19 protein-coding genes are annotated in these 19,694 nt (G+C 69.3%); 4 read left to right on the top strand and 15 right to left on the bottom strand.

Going from position 1 to position 19,694, the window contains the following annotated elements; translation table 11 throughout:
• Positions 1 to 65: 65 nt before the first annotated feature.
• The 5 genes from ruvX to RWP81_RS04435 form a co-directional block, all read right to left on the bottom strand.
• Positions 66 to 539: a Holliday junction resolvase RuvX gene (ruvX, locus tag RWP81_RS04455; protein WP_314452679.1), complete on the bottom strand. Its 474-nt coding sequence runs from the start codon at positions 537 to 539 to the stop codon at positions 66 to 68.
• Positions 536 to 3,205 carry an alanine--tRNA ligase gene (gene alaS / locus RWP81_RS04450; RefSeq protein WP_314452676.1) on the bottom strand — a complete coding sequence of 890 codons (2,670 nt, stop codon included), beginning with the start codon at positions 3,203 to 3,205 and terminating at the stop codon, positions 536 to 538. Before alaS ends, ruvX begins: the two co-directional genes overlap by 4 nt.
• 64 nt (positions 3,206 to 3,269) lie before the next feature.
• Positions 3,270 to 3,614 carry an ATPase gene (locus tag RWP81_RS04445; protein ID WP_314452673.1) on the bottom strand — a complete coding sequence of 115 codons (345 nt, stop codon included), beginning with the start codon at positions 3,612 to 3,614 and terminating at the stop codon, positions 3,270 to 3,272.
• 418 nt (positions 3,615 to 4,032) lie between these two features.
• Positions 4,033 to 4,662: a 30S ribosomal protein S4 gene (gene rpsD / locus RWP81_RS04440; protein WP_314452671.1), complete on the bottom strand. Its 630-nt coding sequence runs from the start codon at positions 4,660 to 4,662 to the stop codon at positions 4,033 to 4,035.
• 187 nt (positions 4,663 to 4,849) lie between these two features.
• A complete protein-coding gene (locus RWP81_RS04435; RefSeq protein WP_314452668.1) occupies positions 4,850 to 6,289 on the bottom strand; it encodes a replication-associated recombination protein A in 1,440 nt (479 codons plus the stop codon).
• 128 nt (positions 6,290 to 6,417) lie between these two features.
• Between RWP81_RS04435 and RWP81_RS04430 the strand changes: the two genes are divergently transcribed.
• The 3 genes from RWP81_RS04430 (at position 6,418) to RWP81_RS04420 (ending at position 9,195) form a co-directional block, all read left to right on the top strand.
• Positions 6,418 to 6,714: a dioxygenase gene (locus tag RWP81_RS04430; protein ID WP_314452665.1), complete on the top strand. Its 297-nt coding sequence runs from the start codon at positions 6,418 to 6,420 to the stop codon at positions 6,712 to 6,714.
• A gap of 81 nt (positions 6,715 to 6,795) precedes the next feature.
• Entirely contained in the window at positions 6,796 to 8,592 is a 1,797-nt protein-coding gene (locus tag RWP81_RS04425; protein ID WP_314452661.1) for a DUF349 domain-containing protein, read from the top strand.
• A gap of 63 nt (positions 8,593 to 8,655) precedes the next feature.
• Positions 8,656 to 9,195, top strand: a complete 540-nt coding sequence (locus RWP81_RS04420; protein WP_314452657.1) for a type IV toxin-antitoxin system AbiEi family antitoxin — start codon at positions 8,656 to 8,658, stop codon at positions 9,193 to 9,195.
• Here the strand turns inward: RWP81_RS04420 and RWP81_RS04415 are convergent.
• From RWP81_RS04415 to pdxS, 10 genes are all read right to left on the bottom strand, one after another.
• Positions 9,182 to 11,431 (bottom strand): bifunctional (p)ppGpp synthetase/guanosine-3',5'-bis(diphosphate) 3'-pyrophosphohydrolase, encoded by a 2,250-nt coding sequence (locus tag RWP81_RS04415; RefSeq protein ID WP_314452654.1) that lies wholly within the window; start codon positions 11,429 to 11,431, stop codon positions 9,182 to 9,184. The two genes, RWP81_RS04420 and RWP81_RS04415, sit on opposite strands and share 14 nt — an antisense overlap.
• Before the next feature lie 109 nt (positions 11,432 to 11,540).
• Positions 11,541 to 12,527: a protein translocase subunit SecF gene (gene secF / locus RWP81_RS04410; RefSeq protein ID WP_055954756.1), complete on the bottom strand. Its 987-nt coding sequence runs from the start codon at positions 12,525 to 12,527 to the stop codon at positions 11,541 to 11,543.
• Positions 12,527 to 14,236, bottom strand: coding sequence for a protein translocase subunit SecD (gene secD, locus RWP81_RS04405; RefSeq protein ID WP_314452650.1), 1,710 nt, complete (start codon positions 14,234 to 14,236; stop codon positions 12,527 to 12,529). The genes secF and secD overlap by 1 nt, the downstream gene beginning before the upstream one ends.
• 46 nt (positions 14,237 to 14,282) lie before the next feature.
• A complete protein-coding gene (locus tag RWP81_RS04400; protein ID WP_055954750.1) occupies positions 14,283 to 14,723 on the bottom strand; it encodes a preprotein translocase subunit YajC in 441 nt (146 codons plus the stop codon).
• A gap of 80 nt (positions 14,724 to 14,803) precedes the next feature.
• Positions 14,804 to 15,850 (bottom strand): Holliday junction branch migration DNA helicase RuvB, encoded by a 1,047-nt coding sequence (gene ruvB / locus RWP81_RS04395; protein ID WP_314452646.1) that lies wholly within the window; start codon positions 15,848 to 15,850, stop codon positions 14,804 to 14,806.
• Positions 15,843 to 16,463 (bottom strand): Holliday junction branch migration protein RuvA, encoded by a 621-nt coding sequence (ruvA, locus tag RWP81_RS04390; protein ID WP_314452643.1) that lies wholly within the window; start codon positions 16,461 to 16,463, stop codon positions 15,843 to 15,845. The genes ruvB and ruvA overlap by 8 nt, the downstream gene beginning before the upstream one ends.
• A 9-nt stretch (positions 16,464 to 16,472) precedes the next feature.
• Complete coding sequence (gene ruvC, locus RWP81_RS04385; protein ID WP_314452640.1) at positions 16,473 to 17,075, bottom strand: crossover junction endodeoxyribonuclease RuvC; 603 nt, start codon at positions 17,073 to 17,075, stop codon at positions 16,473 to 16,475.
• 48 nt (positions 17,076 to 17,123) lie between these two features.
• Positions 17,124 to 17,882, bottom strand: coding sequence for a YebC/PmpR family DNA-binding transcriptional regulator (locus tag RWP81_RS04380; RefSeq protein ID WP_314452637.1), 759 nt, complete (start codon positions 17,880 to 17,882; stop codon positions 17,124 to 17,126).
• 9 nt (positions 17,883 to 17,891) lie between these two features.
• A complete protein-coding gene (pdxT, locus tag RWP81_RS04375; protein WP_314452634.1) occupies positions 17,892 to 18,512 on the bottom strand; it encodes a pyridoxal 5'-phosphate synthase glutaminase subunit PdxT in 621 nt (206 codons plus the stop codon).
• The gene (pdxS, locus tag RWP81_RS04370) at positions 18,502 to 19,386 is read right to left on the bottom strand and encodes a pyridoxal 5'-phosphate synthase lyase subunit PdxS (protein WP_243223530.1); all 885 of its coding nucleotides are present in this window, start codon (positions 19,384 to 19,386) and stop codon (positions 18,502 to 18,504) included. The genes pdxT and pdxS overlap by 11 nt, the downstream gene beginning before the upstream one ends.
• 118 nt (positions 19,387 to 19,504) lie before the next feature.
• Between pdxS and RWP81_RS04365 the strand changes: the two genes are divergently transcribed.
• On the top strand, positions 19,505 to 19,694 hold a 190-nt coding region (locus tag RWP81_RS04365), incomplete at its 3' end, for a winged helix-turn-helix domain-containing protein (RefSeq protein ID WP_314452628.1).

The raw sequence follows: 19,694 nt of genomic DNA, 5'->3' as shown, positions 1-19,694 counted from the left end.
GGTCGGGCAGACGCCCGTAGAGGTCGGCGAACGGATCGCTCTCGGGCGGCTGATTCTCGGGCATGTCAGGCGGGCTCCTGTCCCGGTGATACGGCGGGTCCGGCCGGCTCACCGGACTTTCGCTCCACGTCGAGCGCCTGCTGCAGCAGCACCACAGCGGCGACTTGGTCCACAATGCTACGAGACTCACGCTGGGAACGTCCTGCCTCCCGCAGAACGCTGTGCGCCGACACCGTACTGAGACGCTCGTCGACCAGCCTCACGGGCACCGGCAGAGCCGCCGCCAGCGCCTCCGCGAAGCCCCGTGCGTCGGTCGTCGACGGCGTGTCTTCCCCTCGGAGGTTCAGCGGCAGACCGACCAGCACCTCGAACGCCTCGTACTCGGTGACGAGAGCCGCGATGCGGCGCACCGATTCGCCCTTGCGCGGCACCGTCTCGACGGGAACGGCGAGCACCCCGTCGGGGTCCGACCGGGCCACGCCCACGCGGGCGCGCCCGACATCGATCCCCAGCCGGATGCCGCGCCGGAACGCCGTCACGCGGTGGTCGCCCGCACGTCCGCGACGATGCCCTCGAGTGCCTGCGGCAGGGCCGTGGCATCCGTTCCGCCACCCTGGGCGACGTCGGGACGACCGCCTCCGCCGCCGCCGAGGACGCCGGCGGCACCCTTCGCCAGAACGCCGGCGGCGAGTCCGCGTTCGCGAGCGGCGTCGTTGGTGACGACGACGACAGTGGCACGGCCGCTGGTGACGCTCGCCAGGGCGACGACCGCGGGGTCGGAGCCCAGGCGGTCGCGCACCTGCAGCGCGAGCGAGCGAACGTCGTCGGACGACGCGACCTCCCCGAGGCTCTGGGCGATGACGCGGACCGTGCCGACGGCGACGGCCGACTCGACCAGCTGCGGCAGACGCCCGGTGAGGGCCTGCGCTTCGAAGGCGGCGATCTTCTTCTCGGCGGCCTTGAGGCTCGCCGCGAGCTCCGAGATGCGCGTGGTCAACTGCTCGCGCGGTGTCTTCAGTGACGTGGACAGCTGCGACACGATCGCCCGCTCGGCGGCGAGGTCGCGGAAGGCGTCGAGGCCGACCAGGGCCTCCACGCGCCGGTTGGAGGCCCCGACCGACTGCTCGCCGACGAGGTTGACCAGCCCGATCTCGGAGCTCCGGGCGACGTGGGTGCCGCCGCACAGTTCGCGCGACCAGGGTCCGCCGACGTCGACCATGCGCACCGTGTCGCCATACTTCTCGCCGAACAGCGCCATGGCGCCGGCGGCCTTGGCCTCGTCGAGCGACATCACGCGCGTGGTCACCTCGAGGTTGTCGCGCACGGCGTTGTTCGCGATGTCTTCGATCTCGGTGCGGGTCTCGGGCGACAGGGCGGAGCCCCAGCTGAAGTCGAACCGCATGTAGCCGGCGCGGTTCAGCGAACCGGTCTGCGTGGCGGTCTTGCCCAGGGTGTCGCGGATCGCCGCGTGCACGAGGTGCGTCGCGGTGTGCGCCTGCTGCGCCGAGTGGCGGTTCAGCGCGTCGACGACGGTCGTCGCCGGAGCGCCGACCGACACCTCGCCGGTGGTGACCTCGACGGTGTGGCTGATGAGGCCCGGCACCGGACGCTGCACGTCGAGCACCTCGAGCGCGTAGCCCGGGCCGACGATGGTGCCCTTGTCGGCGACCTGACCGCCCGACTCGGCGTAGAGGGCGGTCTCGGCGGTGATGATCTCGGCGATCTGGCCCTCGGAGGCGCGATCGGTGCCGTGACCCGCGATCAGGATGCCGAGGACCTTCGACTCCGTCTGCAGCTCGGTGTAGCCGGTGAACACCGTTTCACCGAGGGCACGGAACTCGCGGTACGCGCTCTGATCGGCGATGGCTCCCTTGCGGGCGCGTGCGTCGGCCTTGGCGCGGGTGCGCTGCTCGAGCATGAGCTGATCGAAGGAACCGCGGTCGACGGTGAGACCCGCCTCTTCGGCGATCTCCAGCGTCAGGTCGATCGGGAAGCCGTAGGTGTCGTGCAGAAGGAACGCCTCGGAGCCCGACAGGGTGGTGCCGCCGCCGTTCTTCGCTTCGACGACCGACTGGTCGAGGATCGCCGATCCGGCCGCGAGGGTGCGCAGGAACGTCTGCTCCTCCGCGATCGCGTACGCCGAGAGACGGGCGTAGTCGGTCTCGACCTCGGGGTACGACTCCTTCATCGCATCGCGCGACGCGGCGAACAGCTCGGGGAAGGTCGCGCCTTCGACGCCCAGCAGCCGCATCGAGCGGATCGCGCGCCGCATGATGCGGCGCAGGATGTAGCCGCGACCCTCGTTCGAGGGGGTCACCCCGTCGGCGAGCAGCATGAGCGAGGAACGCACGTGGTCGGCGACGATGCGCAGGCGCACGTCGTCTTCGTGCGCCTCGTGACCGTAGGCCTTGCCGGCCAGCTTCGCTGCAAGATCGAGCACCGGGCGCACCTGATCGGTCTCGTACATGTTGTCGACGCCCTGCTTGATGAACGCGATGCGCTCCAGGCCCATGCCGGTGTCGATGTTCTTCGCGGGGAGCTCGCCGACGATGTCGAAGTCGTATTTCGAGCGCACGTTCGTGATCTCGTACTGCATGAACACGAGGTTCCAGATCTCGACGTAGCGGTCGTCGTCGGTGGCGGGACCGCCGTCGATGCCGTAGTCGGGTCCTCGGTCGAAGAAGATCTCCGAGCAGGGGCCCGCGGGACCGGGAAGGCCGGTCGACCAGTAGTTCGTGTCCTTGCCGAGGCGCTGGATACGCTCCTCGGGCAGCGGGGTGAGCGAGCGCCAGAGGTCGTGCGCCTCGTCGTCCTCTTCGTAGACGGTGACCCACAGGTCCTTCGGGTCGAAGGCGAGACCGCCCTCCGACTCGGGGCCGGTGAGCAGCTCCCATGCGAAACGGATGGCGTCTTCCTTGAAGTAGTCGCCGAAAGACCAGTTGCCCAGCATCTGGAAGAAGGTGCCGTGGCGGGGGGTCTTGCCGACCTCCTCGATGTCGTTGGTGCGGATGCACTTCTGCACATCCGCTGCGCGCGGGTAGGGCGGCGGCACGACGCCGCTGAGATACGGGATGAACGGCACCATGCCCGCCACGGTGAAGAGCAGGGCCGGGTCGTCGGTGACGAGCGAGGCCGAGGGGACGATCGTGTGATTCTTCTTCTCGAAGAAGTCGAGGAAGCGCTGGGCGATCTCGGCGGTTTTCATGGCGGGTCTTTCCGTGCGCGAGCGCGCTACGTCCAGTGGCGGCCGGACGGAGGGCGCGGAGAGGTCAGTCGGAGGGGGAAACGGTCTTCTTGGCAGCGGCGGCGGCACTGCCGACAGCGTCGGCGGCGTGATCCACGGCTTCCGTGACGTGACCCGCGGCAGAGGCGGCGACGCCCTTGGCATCATCGAGGATGTCCGACAGGCGGGTCTCCTGGTCGTGGTACGCGTCGCTCATGTGGTCGGTGAACTCGCCGATGCGGGAGTCGAGCTGCGCGAGCAACTCCTGACCGCGGGGGTCTTTGTTGACGAGGTGGGCGGCGACGAATCCACCGGCGATGCCCAACGCGAACCAGACGAGGCTTTTCACGATCACCACTTCTTCCTCGATACGACGCCGCGTTCGCGGCATCCCTCATCGTAGGCGACGGCCCCCGTGCACCGCGCGCGAAAGCCGAGCGTGCGGGTGCGCGGGCGTCGCGCGCGCGGTGCGGCTGGGCGCGTCGCCCTGCTCGCAGTCGATTGCCTTGCTCGCAGCACTCGGTCGCGAGTATGCGAGCGTTGCGCCGTTCTGCGGGGATCGGATGGGGCTGGATGCCGCGACCCGGCGCTGGCGTGCGTCTGTGCTGCGCCGGGACGCGTCGCACAACTCGCGCTCGCGCACGTTCCTCGCGGCATTCGGCCCTGATCCTGCGAGCGTTGCGCCGTCCTGCGGGAGTCGGATGCGGGATGCCGCTGGGCGCCTCGCGACGGCGCGTCTCGGAGAGGCGACCGCCCCGGGAACGACGAAGGGCGCCGGGGAACCCCGACGCCCTTCTCTGCTCGCTGGATCAGCGGGCGGCGTAGTACTCGACGACGAGCTGCACGTCACAGGTGACGGGCACTTCGGCGCGCTTGGGACGACGGAGCAGGCGGGCCTGCAGCGTCGAGAGGTCGACCTCGAGGTAGCCCGGAACGGGGGGCAGAACCTCGGCGTGACCACCGGCGGCGGCAACCTGGAAGGGCTCGAGGCCCTCGCTCTTGCCCTTGACGTGGATCAGTTGACCGGCCTTGACCCGGAAGGACGGGCGGTCGACGAGCTGGCCGTCGACCATGATGTGGCGGTGCACGACGAGCTGGCGAGCCTGCGCGGTGGTGCGGGCGAAGCCCGAACGCACGACGAGGGCGTCCAGACGCATCTCGAGCAGCTCGACCAGGTTCTCACCGGTCAGGCCGTCGGTGCGGCGGGCCTCGTTGAACGCGATGCGCAGCTGCTTCTCGCGGATGCCGTACTGCTCGCGCAGACGCTGCTTCTCGCGGAGACGGACGGCGTAGTCGCTGTCGGCCTTGCGCTTGGTGCGGCCGTGCTCACCGGGAGCGTAGGGACGCTTCTCGAGGTAGCGGGCGGCCTTGGGGGTGAGTGCGACGCCGAGGGCGCGCGACAGACGCACCTTGCGGCGGTCCTGAGACTTCGTGGTCACGAAGTTCTCCTTCCGATGACGTGGCCGCGCCTTTCACGGCTCACGGGCGTATCGCCCCCTTCCGCCCGATCCGAAGCGCACGCCGGGGCGCACCGGAAGGTGATCACAGAAAGGAGGGGATGCCCGAAAACCCTGTTTCGAGCCGGTTCATGCTATCAGAGCCCACCGGACGGCCCGGGTGCGTCGCTCAGGTGCCGTCGAGGATGCGGCGGATCTTCTCGAGCCGCGTCGACACGTCGCGCTCGGCGCCGTGGTTCGTGGGCGCGTAGTAGCGGCGTCCGCGCAGCTCGTCGGGGAGGTACTGCTGCGCGACGATGCCGATCTCGCTGTCGTGGGCGTACTTGTATCCCTTGCCGTGGCCGAGGCGCTTCGCCCCGGGGTAATGCGCGTCGCGCAGGTGCATCGGTACGCGGCCGAAGCCCCCCGCGCGGACGTCGGCGATCGCGGCATTGATGGCGTTGTAAGCGGCGTTCGACTTCGCGGTCGTGGCGAGATAGACGGTCGCCTCGGCGAGGGGAATGCGCCCCTCGGGCATGCCGATGAAGGCAACGGCGTCGGCGGCGGCAACAGCGATCTGCAGCGCCTGGGGGTCGGCCATGCCGATGTCTTCGGCGGCGGAGATCACGAGGCGCCGCGCGATGAACCGCGGGTCTTCCCCCGCCTCGATCATGCGCGCGAGATAGTGGATCGCGGCATCGGGATCGGATCCCCGCACCGACTTGATGAAGGCGCTGATGACGTCGTAGTGCTCGTCGCCCTGCCGGTCGTAGCGCAACAGGGCTCGATCGACGGCCTGGGCGATGTGGTCGGCCGTGATGACCGTCGTGGGCGCGGTGCCGTCCCCGGCATCCGCCTGATCACCTCTGCTCTCGTCTTCGTCGACCTCGTCTTCCCCGGATTCGCCTTCGCCGGTCTCATCGGCGGCGGGTGCCGGTGCCGCCGCGTCGAGGTCGCCCGCGACCGCCGCCGCTGCCTCGAGGGCGGTCAGCGCGCGCCGGGCGTCTCCGGATGCGAGGCGAACCAGGGCGGCCCGGGCGTCGTCGTCGAGCTCGACCCGGCCGGCCAGACCACGCGGGTCGCTCACGGCGCGGTCGACGAGAGTTCCGAGGTCGTCGTCACCGAGCGGCCGCAGGGTCAGCAGCAGCGAGCGCGACAACAGTGGCGAGATGACCGAGAACGAGGGGTTCTCGGTCGTCGCGGCGATGAGTACCACCCACCCGTTCTCGACGCCCGGCAGCAGCGCGTCTTGCTGGGCCTTGGTGAAGCGATGGATCTCGTCGAGGAACAAGATGGTCGACTGCCCGTACAGATCACGTTGCGTCAGCGCCTCTTGCATGACCTCGCGCACGTCTTTCACGCCCGCCGTGATCGCCGAAAGCTCCACGAACCGCCGCCCCGACGACCGGGCGATCGCCTGGGCGAGCGTCGTCTTGCCCGTACCGGGCGGGCCCCACAGGATGACCGAGACAGCGGAGACGGATGCCGACGAGTCGGTCGTGGCGAGGGTGACCAGCGGCGAACCGGGACGCAGCAGATGCCCCTGCCCGGCGACCTCGTCGAGGCTCACGGGCCGCATGCGGACGGCGAGCGGCGTCTGGCCCTGGAAGAGCGCCGAAGAAGGGGTCACCGCTCCAGGCTAGCCGGGGCCTCCGACATCGGATCCGTCTTCACCGGCACCGTGCGGCCGGGAGCCGCGTGGGCTGCGGGCGCGGTGTTTGTAGGATCGACGAGTCCGGAGGGGCAGAGGAGGCCGATGTGGCGACGCGCGGAAATGACCGGCAGACGCGGGAGCAGCGGGAACGTGCCCGCGCCTACCAGGCGCGACTCGAGCTGCACGAACGACAGGGACGCCGGCGCACGCGCGACAACGTGATCGCGCTCGTCGTGGGCCTCGTCGTCATCCTGGGGGCGATCGGCGCGCAGACGGCCTACTTCGTCGCGGGGCCCGGGATGCCCGAGCCGGTGCCGACGTCGACCCCCGCCCCGAGCACCCCCGCGACCGAGGCGCCGGCGACTCCGGCCCCGGATGCCACGGAGTCCACCGCACCCTGATCCTGTGTCGGCGGGGCGGCTCGTACTAGGCTCGGAGGGTCCTTCTCCCCCAGGCGGCTCTGCCGCGATGAGGTGCTATCCGTGTCTTCCGCTTCCACCCCCGAGACCTCCGACCCGCGCGACGCCGCGAGCAACGCCGAGGCCGACGCTTCTTCCACGACCGAGGTGCAGACCGACGGCGTCTCCCCCACCGCCGGTGAGCAGACGGCTGCGGGCTCCGACGGCGCGGACCGCGAACCCGACGGGGTTCCCGACGTCGATCCGAGCGCCGCGGTCGACCCCCTCGCGGACGACGAGGCCGCCTCCCCGTCCGACCTGGCCGAGCCCGTCGCTGACGACAAGCCCGTCGCCGACGCGACTGTCGACGATGTCGAGACCGTCGCCGACGAGCCTGTCGCGAATGCGGATGCGGATGCCGAGCCCATCGCCGATGAGCTCGTCGCTGACGCGGAACCCGCCGCTGAGGCGGAGCTCGTCGCTAACGCGGAGCCCGCCGCCGACGCGGAGCCCGCCGCTGACGAGGCCGTCGCAGACGAAGACTCTGCTCAGGATGCCGAACCGGCGTCCGCCGCACCTTCCCCCGCGCAGCCGGCGGCCCGCCCCGGCCCGCGTCTGCCCGGACCGCCCCCCGGTGCGACGGCCTCCAAGACCACGACCCCGCCGTGGGGACGCGTCGACGACGACGGCACCGTGTCGGTTCGTGAGGGAGACCAGTGGCGCGAGGTCGGTCAGTACCCCGACGGCACGCCCGCCGAGGCTCTCGCGTACTTCCAGCGCAAATTCTCCGACCTGGCCGGCGAGGTCACGCTGATCGAGACCCGTCACCGCCGCGGCGGCGCGTCGGCATCCGATCTGCGCTCCACCGCCAAGACGCTCCGCACCAAACTCGACGGTGCGGCCGCCGTGGGCGACCTCGCCGCCCTCATCGCCCGTGTCGACGCGCTCACGGCCGAGCTCGCCGAAGCCAGCGAGACCGAGGCCGTCGCCGCCAAGCAGGCCGGCGAAGAGGCCGTGCGCGAGCGCACCGCGATCGTCGAAGAGGCCGAGGCACTCGCGGCACGCGACCCGCAGAGCGTGCAGTGGAAGCAGATGACCGCCGACATGACGGCGCTGTTCGACCGGTGGCAGGCGCACCAGCAGAACGGCCCGCGCCTGTCGAAGTCGGCCGCCCAGCAGTTGTGGCGTCGTTTCCGCGACGCGCGCGCCACGGTCGATCGCCACCGCCGCGAGTTCTTCTCGTCCCTCGACGAGACGCACAAGTCGGCGCGCGAGGCCAAGACCCGTCTCGTCGAACGTGCCGAGGCGCTTGCTCCGCGCGGCGAAGACGGCATCAACGCTTACCGCGACCTGCTCGACGCGTGGAAGGCGTCGGGACGCGCGGGACGTAAGGTCGACGACGCGCTGTGGGCGCGCTTCAAGGCCGCCGGCGACGCCCTGTACGGGGCGCGCATCGAGCGGGAGTCCGCTGAGAACGAGGCGTCGAAAGAGAAGATCGAGCAGAAGCGCGCGCTCCTCGAGGAGGCCGCCCCGATCGTCGATGAGAAGAACCTCGCGACCGCCCGTCAGAAGCTGACCGCGATCCAGCGCCAGTGGGACGATATCGGACGCATCTTCCCGCGCGACAAGGAGCGCACGCTCGACGATGAACTGCGCAAGATCGAGCTCAGCGTACGCACGCGCGAAGACGCCGACTGGAAGCGCAACGACCCCGAGCAGAAGGCGCGCGCCAACGACATGACGCGCCAGCTGACAGACGCGATCGACAAGCTCGAGGCCGAGGTCGCCGAGGCCGAAGCCCGCGGCGACAAGCGCGCCGTCGCGCAGGCCAAGGAGGCCCTCGAGGCACGTCGCACCTGGCTGCGCGCGCTCGGCGGCTGACCGGCACCCCCCCGGCCCGCCCCCCCGGCGTCCTGGGCGACATCGCCCCGCCACACTGGCGGGATGGTGTCGCCCTTCCTGTTCTTTGCCGACGAGCGTCTCTCACTCGCCGAATTGACCGCCGCGTGCCTCGATGGTGTGCTCGTGCCGCTCGGCGAGGGATTCATGCCCGCCGATGCCGCCGAGACGCCGTGGATGCGTGCCCGCAGCCTGCTCCCCCTGCTGGGCGAGCGATGGGCGGCCGCGCGCGGTAGCGCGGCGTGGATACACGGGGCGGTGTCGGAGGAACCGACGCCGCACCACGTTCAGAGGGCGGGTGCGACCCGTGCGCGGGCTCGTTCCGGCGCCCGCACGATCTTCCACGACGTGCGTCTGGATCCCGCAGACGTGTGGGTGATCGCGGGTGTCCATGTGAGCTCACCCGCGCGGACGCTCGTCGACCTCGCCCGTTCCGACGCTGCAGGTGACCAGGCCCTCGCGCGCACCTGGGCGGACACCGATCCGCTCGTGCGCGGTTCGGCTGAGGAGTGGCTCGTACGGCATCCGCGGTTCCCGCACGGACGACGCGCGGCGGTCCTGCTGTCGGGGACTACGACGAGGTGACGCGATAGACGTCGTAGACGGCGTCGATGCGTCTGACAGCGTTCAACACGCGATCCAGGTGCACGGTGTCGCCCATCTCGAAGACGAACTTGCTGAGGGCCAGCCGGTCGTTCGTGGTCGACACGGTCGCCGACAAGATGTTGACGTGGTGCTCGCTGAGTACCCGCGTCACGTCGCTGAGCAGCCCCGACCGATCGAGCGCTTCGACCTGGATCTGCACGAGGAAGACGCTCTTCGTAGTCGGCGCCCACTCGACCTCGATCAGACGGTCGGGTTCTTCTTTCAGCGACTTGACGTTCGTGCAGTCGCCGCGGTGCACCGAGACACCGCTTCCACGGGTCACGAACCCGACGATCTCGTCACCGGGAACGGGTGTACAGCACTTCGCGAGCTTGACCAGGATGTCGGGGGCGCCGCGCACGAGCACGCCGGAATCGCCGCCGCGCGGAGCCCGACTGCGTCCGACGGGGATGTCGATGGGGCCGGTGTTGGTCTCTTCGACGCTGACGAGGGCCGTGACCTTCTCGATCACCGACTGCGTCGAGACGTGTCCCTCGCCGACCGCGGCGTACAGCGCGGAGACGTCTTCATAGTGGAAGAGTCGCGCGACCTCGGTGAACGAGTCCTGGCTCATCAGGCGCTGCAGCGGGAGGTTCTGCCGGCGCATGGCTCGGGCGATGGAGTCCTTGCCCTGCTCGATCGCTTCTTCGCGGCGCTCCTTGGTGAACCACCCGCGGATCTTGTTGCGCGCGCGTGTGCTCTTGACGAAGCCGAGCCAGTCCTGGCTGGGGCCGGCGTCGGGGTTCTTCGAGGTGAAGACCTCGACCACGTCGCCGCTCTGCAGCGTGGACTCCAGCGGCACGAGACGCCCGTTGACCTTCGCCCCCATGGTGCGGTGGCCGATCTCGGTGTGCACCGCGTAGGCGAAGTCGACGGGCGTCGCCCCGGTGGGAAGACCCACGACGCGGCCCTTGGGCGTGAAGACGTAGACCTCTTTCGCGCCGATCTCGAAGCGCAGCGAATCGAGGAACTCCCCCGGGTCGGCCGTCTCGGCCTGCCAGTCGGAGATGTGGGCGATCCACGCCATGTCGGCGTCGACGGCTTTGGCATCCGACTTCGTGCCGGCCATGCGCTCTTTGTACTTCCAGTGCGCGGCGACGCCGAACTCGGCCTGCTGGTGCATCTCGTGCGTGCGGATCTGGATCTCCACCGTACGCCCGCCCGGACCGATCACCGTCGTGTGGAGCGACTGGTAGAGGTTGAACTTCGGGGTCGCGATGTAGTCCTTGAAGCGCCCGGGCAGCGGCGTCCATCGCGCGTGGATCGCACCGAGCACGGCGTAGCAGTCGCGCACGGTGCCCACCAGGATGCGGATGCCGATGAGGTCGTAGATGTCGTCGAACTCACGCCCTCGCACGACCATCTTCTGGTACACAGAGTAGAGCTGCTTCGGCCGGCCCATCACGCGGCCGCGCACGCGCAACTCGCGCAGATCCGCGTCGACGGCGTCGATGACGTTCTGCACGTACTGCTCGCGCTGCGGGGTGCGCTGCTTGACGAGACTCTCGATCTCGGCGTAGAGCTTGGGATGCATCACGGCGAACGAGAGGTCTTCGAGTTCGCTCTTGATGGCCTGGATGCCAAGGCGGTGCGCGAGCGGCGCGTAGATCTCCAGCGTCTCGGTGGCCTTCTTCGCCGCCTTGTGCGGGGGGACGAAGCCCCAGGTACGCGCGTTGTGCAGGCGGTCGGCGAGCTTGATCAACAAGACGCGGATGTCTTTCGACATCGCCACGATCATCTTGCGGACGGTCTCGGCCTGTGCACTGTCGCCGTACTTGACCTTGTCGAGCTTGGTGACCCCGTCGACCAGCATCGCCACTTCGTCGCCGAAGTCGGCGGCCAGTTCGTCGAGCGGGTAGCCGGTGTCTTCGACCGTGTCGTGCAGCAGGGCGGCGGCGATCGCCTTGGGGCCGAGGCCGAGCTCGGCGAGGATCTGCGCCACCGCGAGCGGGTGGGTGATGTACGGCTCACCACTCTGGCGCTTCTGACCGTCGTGCGCCTTGTCGGCGACCGCGTACGCGCGCTCGATGATCGCGAGATCACCCTTGGGGTGATGGGTGCGTACGGTACGCAGCAGCTTGTCGACGTCGTCGCGGCGCGCGGCACGGGAGAAGATGCGCGGTACGAGGCGACGCAGAGAGGACGGCGGTGGCGCTGAGGACGCGGTCTCGGTCATCGCCACCTCTCCCCTACGGCCGTTCGTCCAAGTCTACGCCCCGACGGGTGAGGCCCCGACATGCCGTCGGGGCCTCACCTCAGACGGGCGTTGCGATGCGGGTCCGCCCTCAGGCCGGAACCCCTGCCTTCTCGCGAGCGGCTCGCACGCGCGCGTCGCGCTGAGCGACCGGCTTCTCTTTCTCGCGCAGAAGGGCGTACATCGGCACGGCGACGAACAGCGTGGAGTACGCCGCAACGATGGTGCCGACGAAGATCGACAGCGAGATGTCGCTGAGCGTGCGGGCACCGAGGGGTACACCGATGAAGAGGATCGCGCCCACCGGCAGAATCGCGACGACGGTGGTGTTGATCGAGCGGATGAGCGTCTGGTTGGCGGCGAGGTTGACCGACTCCGCGAACGTGCGGCCGGATATCTCGCCGTCTTCCCGGGTGTTCTCGCGCACCTTGTCGAAGACGACCGTGGTGTCGTATAGCGCATACGACAAGATCGTCAGGAAGCCGATGACGGCAGCCGGCGAGATCTCGAACCCGAAGACGGCGTACACGCCGATGGTGATGACGAGCACGTCGACGAGGCCGATGATCGCCGCGACCGACATCTTCCACGTGCGGAAGTAGATCGCCAGGATCAGGAACGTTAGCGCGAGGAAGATGGAAAGACCCCACAACGACTGGCGGGTGACGTCGTTGCCCCAGGTCGGGCCGATGAACGAGTTCGTGATCTCCGACGAGGGCACGTCGTAGGCGGTGGCGAGCGCGGCCGACACCGCCTGCGCCTCGTCGTTGTCGAGCTGGTCGGTCTGTACGCGAACGGCCTGGTCGTTGATCGTCGACACGCGCGTGGTGGCGCCTGGGAGCACCGACGCGACGGCCTCGGTGGCGAGGGACTGGTCGAGGGATGCCGGGTTCGACACCGTGAACTGCGCACCGCCGGTGAACTCGATGGAGAACTGCACCGGGCGGAACAACGGCACGAGAGCCGCGCCGATGACGAGCACCGCGGCGATGATGAACCACAGGCGGCGACGCTGCACGAACGGGAAAGAGGTCTTGCCCGAGTAGAGGTCGTTACCGAGTTGCGTCATGGAGCGCATCAGTTGTCTCCCTCCTTCGTGGAGCGGCTATCGCCGCGGCCGGCGGCGGCGAGTTCGGCCTGCTTGCGTTCCGCGATGGTCTGACGGCGCTGGGCCTCGCCGCGTGAGCGCTTGGCGCGCGAGGCGTCGGCGACGGGGGCGCGGAACTCTGCGCGACCGCGGTAGACGGCTCCCAGCGCGTGGGGGTCCATGCCCGAGAGCGGGTGGCCCGACCCGAAGAACCGAGTGCGGGCCAGCAGCTGCATGACCGGGTGAGTGAAGAGGATGAAGATCAGGATGTCGATCGCGGTCGTCAGGCCCAGCGTGAACGCGAAGCCCTTCACCGTGGCATCCGCGAGGATGTACAGCACGACGGCGGCCAGGATGTTGATCGACTTCGAGATGTAGATCGTGCGCTTCGCGCGAGCCCAGCCGTCTTCGACCGCGGCCGTGATCGACTTGCCGTCGCGCAACTCGTCTCGGATGCGTTCGAAGTAGACGATGAACGAGTCGGCGGTGAAGCCGATCGTGACGATCAGGCCCGCGACGCCGGCGAGCGACAGGCGGAACCCGGCTCGCCAAGCCAGGATGCACAGCGCCACGTATGTCAGCACGGCCATCACGCCGAGCGACGCGATGATCACCGTGCCGAGTGCGCGGTAGACGATCAACGAGTAGATCGCGACGAGGCCCAGTCCGATGAGGCCGGCGATGAATCCGACCTGCAGTTGCTGCGATCCGAGGGTGGCCGAGACGGTGTCGGAGCTGACGACGGTGAAGCTCAAAGGCAGGGCGCCGTACTTGAGCTGGTCGGCGAGAGCCTTGGACGACTCCTGCGTGAAGCTGCCGGTGATACTCGGGCGGCCGTCGAGGATGGTCCCCTGCATGACGGGCGCCGACAGCACAGAGCCGTCGAGGACGAACGCGAACTGGTTCAGCGGCGGCTGCAGCGCGACGAGGCGCTGGCTGATCTCGCCGAACGTCTGCGTGCCCTGGTCGTTGAAGACGAGGTTCACGGCCCAGCGGCCCGTGTTCTGCTCCTGGCCGTTGGTCGCATCGCTGATGTCGGTGCCGTTGAGCTCGACGGGGCCGAGGATGTACTTCCCGCCGTCCTCGATGCCGCACGTGATCATCGGCTGGTCGGCCGGGGCCTCGGAGGGGTTCGACGGGGGGTTGGCGCAGTCGTACGCGAGGAACTCCGCCTGCAGGGCCGGCGTGATGTAGGCGGGATCGCTGGCGTTGGTGGGCGATGCGGTCGGCGTCGCCGGCAGTGCGGGGTCGGGCGTGGGGTACGGCGTGGAGTTGCCGTCCTCGCCGACGAACGAGGTCGCCTGCGAGCCCGTGAACAGCACCGGACGAAGCTGCAGCTGAGCGGAGCTCTGGATGCGTTCGCGCGTGGCCTCGTCGGCCTGACCGGGGATCTGTACGACGATGTTGCGACCGCCCTCGGTCGCGACGTCGGTCTCACCGACACCGGACGAGTCGACGCGCTGGCGGATGATCGTGACGGCCTGCTCCAGCTGCTCGCTGTCGGGAGCGGCGCCGTCGGTCGTCTGGGCCTGCAGGATGATCTGCGTGCCGCCCTGGAGGTCGAGGGCGAGGTCGGGGGTCCAGGAGCTGGCATTGAAGGTGTACACACCCAGGGCGTTGATACCGAAGAGCACGCCGGTGATGGCGAGCAGTCCGGTCAATACGCGCCAGGCGTGACGGACGGGAGTCGAGGGCGCCACGGAGTCGGCTTTCTGTGCGGCGGTGAACGAAAGGGAGAGGGGGTGGTCAGACCGCGGGGCGGTCCTTGTCGTCGCGGTCGACGTCGACGGTGTTCTGGCGCGCGGCGCGCTTGTCGTCGCTGATCGAGGTGGTGTCGCCGTCGGCAACCCCCGCGATGTACTCGGCCTCGGACTCCTCGGCCTCGATGAACTCGTCTTCGGTGACGGCTCCCTCGATCGGGTCGACGATGCGCAGGACGGCCTGGCTGTGCACCTTGATGACGATGCCGGGGGCGATCTCGACGAGCGCGGGCTTGTCGAGGTCTTCGCCGTCGTACTCGACGATGGTGCCGTACAGGCCACCCTGGAGGAGCACCTCGGCGCCGGGAACAGTATCGCGGGCCTTCTTCTCCTGCTCGGCCTTCTGCTTCTTCATGCGGCGGCGGGAGCTCACGAACATGAAGACGAGCAGGCCGGCCAGCAGAAGGGGAAGGAGGAGACTATCCATGGAGGCGGTGCACCTTTCAAATCAGGCGCGCCGTGCGGCACTGCCTAGCGAGGGTCGGGGAATCCCTCGCCGAGTATAGGTCATACGCCCTGGCTGAACCGGAGGAGGCCGTCGGGGTGGGGAGCGCCGAGGTGGTCGTACGCCTCGGGCGTCGCGACACGGCCACGGGGCGTCCGCCCCATGAATCCGATGCGCACGAGGTAGGGCTCGACGACGGATTCGATCGTCTCGGGCTCCTCGCCGACGGCGACGGCGAGTGTGCTGAGACCCACCGGACCCCCTCGGAACCGACGAACGAGGGCGTCGAGCACGGCGCGGTCCAGTCGGTCGAGGCCGATGGCGTCGACGTCGTAGAGATCGAGTGCGGCGCCCACCGTGCGAAGGTCGGCGTGGCCGTCGTCGGCGCCGGCCGAGGGGCCGTGCACGACAAGATAATCGCGCACACGGCGCAGCAGGCGGTTGGCGATGCGGGGCGTGCCGCGTGAGCGGCGGGCGATCTCCGACCGCGCCGTGCCCGGGAGTCCTACATCGAGCATGGCCGCCGAGCGCGAGACCACAAGTTCGAGCTCTTCGGGCTCGTAGTACTCCAGGTGGGCGGTGAAACCGAAGCGGTCGCGGAGGGGGTTGGGGAGGAGTCCGGCGCGCGTGGTGGCGCCCACGAGGGTGAACGGAGAGAGGTCGAGGGGGATGCTCGTTGCGCCCGCGCCCTTGCCCACCATGATGTCGATGCGGAAGTCCTCCATCGCGAGGTAGAGCATCTCTTCCGCCGAGCGCGCCATCCGGTGGATCTCGTCGATGAAGAGCACCTCGCCCGGGGTGAGCGACGACAGCAGCGCGGCCAAGTCGCCCGCATGTTGGATGGCCGGGCCGCTCGAGAGCCGCAGCGGCCGACCGCTCTCGTGGGCGACGATCATCGCGAGCGTCGTCTTGCCGAGCCCGGGCGGGCCCGACATCAGGATGTGATCGGGCGAGCGCTGCTGGATGCGAGCGGCGTCGAGCAACAGCTGCAGCTGCGCGCGTACCTTGTGCTGGCCGACGAACTCGGCGAGCGAGACGGGGCGCAGCGCTCCCTCGATCGCGAGCTCGGTCTCGTCGTCGGGCGTGCCCGCGTCGCGGACGTCAGCCACCCACGGTCTCCTTGCGCGCGGGTCCGAGCAGCGCGAGCGTCAGACGCAGCAGGCTCTGCACCGACGCCCGGTCGCCGTCGGAGGCGTTCTCGGCGACGGATGCCACTGCCTCGGCGGCGGTGCGCTCGCTCCACCCGAGCCCGATCAGCGCCTGTGTGACCTGCAGTGGAACCTGCCCGTGCGCACTGACGGCCGCGGGAGCGGCCGCAGGGACGACGGCGAGCTTGCCCGCGAGCTGCACCACGATGAGTTTCGCCGTCTTGGGGCCGATGCCCGACACGCGACGGAAGGGAGCGTCATCGTCGTCGGCGACGGCCTGGGCGATCTGCGGCACCGTTAGAGCTGACAGCACACCCAGGGCGGACTTGGGCCCGACGCCGGTCACGCTGATGAGCTGCGTGAAGACCGTCAGCTCTTCGCGGCTCTCGAAACCGAACAACGACAGCGCGTCTTCGCGCACGATGAGGTTGGTGTGCAGGTGCACGTCTGCTCCGACGTGGACCGCGCGTGCCAACTGCGCGGTGACGGCGACGGAGAAGCCGACACCGCCCACCACGACCACGAGCGAGTCGTCGGCGACGTGGGCCGCCGTCCCGTGCAGCGAAGAGATCATGTCGGTAGCCTACGCGCCCGTTCGTACATTCGTTCGACCGACACGGGGCTGTGGAGAACGACGCTTCTCCGCATCACGCCACGCCCGCTGAGCGGGCGTCAACGACGTCTCCTCCGACGCCGACGCGGCACCTCCGCGCCAGGCGTGGCACAGCGCGATCGCCAGTGCGTCGGCGGCATCCGCGGGCTGGGGAAGGACGTCGAGGCGCAGGACGCGCGCGACCATCGTCTGCACCTGGAGCTTGTCGGCGGAGCCATAACCGGTGATCGCGGCCTTCACCTCGCTCGGGGTGTGCGTCGCGGCCGGGATGCCGTACTCCGCGGCCAGTAGGAGCGCGATGCCGCTTGCCTGGGCCGTTCCCATCACGGAGTGGCGGTTGTTCTGCGCGAAGACGCGTTCCACGGCGACCACCCCCGGATCGTGCTCGGCCAGCACGAGACGGATGCCGGCGGCGATCGCGGCCAGCCGCTTCTCGATGGGGTCGGTCGTCAGGGAGCGGACGACACCCACGTGCACCAGCGAGGCGGTGCGGTTCGGGGAAACGTCGACGACCCCGACGCCGCAGCGGGTGAGGCCGGGGTCGATGCCGAGCACGCGGAGAGAACGGGACACGGCCCCCACGCTAAGCGCAGGGGCCGTGTGGCAATCGGGGGCGCGCCCTTACTCGTCGTTCTCGAGCTCCGCCTGCACCTCGGACGTGAGGTCGAAGTTCGTGTAGACGTTCTGGACGTCGTCGCTGTCTTCGAGGGCGTCGATGAGTCGGAACACCTTGCGGGCGGTGTCGGCATCGACCTCCACCTTGAGCGAGGGGACGAACTCGACGTCTGCCGAGTCGTACTCGATTCCGGCCTCCTGCAGGGCGCTGCGGACCGAGACGAGGTCGGTGGCCTCGGTGATAACGCCGAATCCCTCGCCGTGGGGCTCGACCTCTTCGGCGCCGGCCTCGAGGACAGCGAGCATGACGTCGTCTTCGCTGGTGCCCTCGGAGGGGACGACGATGACGCCCTTGCGGCTGAAGTTGTAGGCGACGCTGCCCGGATCGGCGAGCGTGCCGCCGTTACGGCTGAGAGCCGTGCGCACCTCGGCCGCGGCGCGGTTCTTGTTGTCGGTCAGACACTCGATGAGGAACGCCACGCCGTTGGGGCCGTAGCCCTCGTACATGATCGAGGCGTACTCGACGGCCTCGCCGCCGATGCCGGCACCGCGCTTGATCGCACGGTCGATGTTGTCTTTGGGGACCGAGGTCTTCTTGGCCTTGAGGACCGCGTCGAACAGCGTCGGGTTGCCCTGGAGGTCGGCCCCACCGAGCTTCGCCGCGACCTCGATGTTCTTGATGAGCTTGGCCCACGACTTGGCGCGGCGGGAGTCGATGACCGCCTTCTTGTGCTTGGTCGTGGCCCATTTGGAGTGTCCGGACATCTTTCCATTCTAGAACGCAGGGGCGCTCGTCCCGCGTCTGGCGTCGACGTGCGAGAGGAACCGCTTGTGGAAGCGCGTCTCTCCGGTCGATTCGGGGTGGAAGGCCGTGCCGAGCAGCGCGCCCTGCTCGATCGCGACGACGCGCCCGTCCGGGAGGGATGCCAGAGGCACGGCATCCGGGCCCCATTCCACGACCGCGGGGGCACGGATGAAGACGGCGTGCACGGGCGGCTCACCCAGCACCGGCACGTCGAGGTCGGTCTCGAACGAGGCGGTCTGCCCGCCGAAGACGTTCCGCGCGACGCGCGCGTCGATGCCCCCGAACGTCCGTTGTCCGGCGATGGCTCCGTCGATGCGGTCGGCCAGCAGGATCAGGCCCGCGCACGTGCCGTACATCGGCAGGCCGGCGGCGATCGCCGCACGGATCGGGTCGAAGAGCCCGAAGGCGCGCGCGAGCTTGTCGATGACACTCGATTCGCCGCCGGGGAGCACGAGACCCTCCACTGCGGCGAGTTCCTCGGGCCGACGCACGGGTCGTGCGTCGGCGCCGAGGGCGGTCAACAGCGACAGGTGCTCGAGCACATCGCCCTGGAGGGCGAGAACTCCGACGCGCGGGCTTCTACCAGCCACGCTCGGCCAGGCGGTGCGGTGCGGGGAGGTCGGCGACGTTGATGCCGACCATCGCCTCGCCGAGCCCACGCGACGCCTCGGCGACGATCTTCGGGTCGTCGTGGAAGGTGGTGGCCTTCACGATCGCCGCGGCGCGCTGGGCGGGATTACCCGACTTGAAGATGCCGGAGCCCACGAACACGCCGTCGGCGCCGAGCTGCATCATCATGGCGGCGTCGGCCGGGGTCGCCACTCCCCCGGCGGTGAACAGCACGACGGGGAGCTTTCCGGTCTCGGCGATCTCGGCGACGAGGTCGTAGGGCGCCTGCAGCTCTTTCGCGGCGACGTAGAGCTCGTCTTTCGTCTTGGCGCGCAGGGCGTTGATCTCTCCGCGGATGGTGCGGATGTGCTTGGTCGCCTCCGACACGTCGCCCGTGCCGGCCTCGCCCTTGGAACGGATCATCGCCGCGCCCTCGGTGATGCGGCGGAGCGCCTCGCCCAGGTTCGTCGCCCCGCACACGAACGGCACGGTGAAGCCGTACTTGTCGATGTGGTTGACGTAGTCGGCGGGCGAGAGCACTTCGGATTCATCGATGTAGTCGACACCGAGCTCCTGCAGGATCTGCGCCTCGACGAAGTGGCCGATGCGGGCTTTCGCCATGACCGGGATCGACACGGTCGCGATGATGTCGTCGATGAGGTCGGGATCGCTCATGCGCGCGACGCCGCCCTGGGCGCGGATATCGGCGGGAACGCGCTCGAGCGCCATGACGGCGACGGCGCCGGCGTCTTCGGCGATGCGGGCCTGCTCGGCGGTGACGACGTCCATGATCACGCCGCCCTTGAGCATCTCGGCGAGGCCGCGCTTGACGCGGGGTGTTCCGGTGTCGGTCATGTCCACTCCGTTCCGCGCCTGTCGGCGCGAGGTTCCGCGCTTCGGGGCGCGATCTATTGGCTTAGGCCAAACCGTAGCATGGCGCAGGACATAGGCTGGTGGTGAGTCGAGGGGGCGCATGAGCATCGATCTGACCGGCAATTCGGCATCCGGGATCGCCGCCGACCTGCGCACGCGCATCGAACGCGGCGAGCTCGCCCCCGGCACCCTGCTGCCGTCGGTGCGGGCCGTCGCCGTGGATCTCGGGGTCAACCGCAACACCGTGGTCGCCGCCTATCGGCAGCTCGCACAGGCGGGCCTCGTCGAGG

This window comes from uncultured Microbacterium sp. (assembly GCF_963521695.1).
GTDB lineage: Bacteria > Actinomycetota > Actinomycetes > Actinomycetales > Microbacteriaceae > Microbacterium.
The sequence above is the reverse complement of the archived record's forward strand: the minus strand, read 5'-3'. Positions and strand labels throughout refer to the sequence as shown.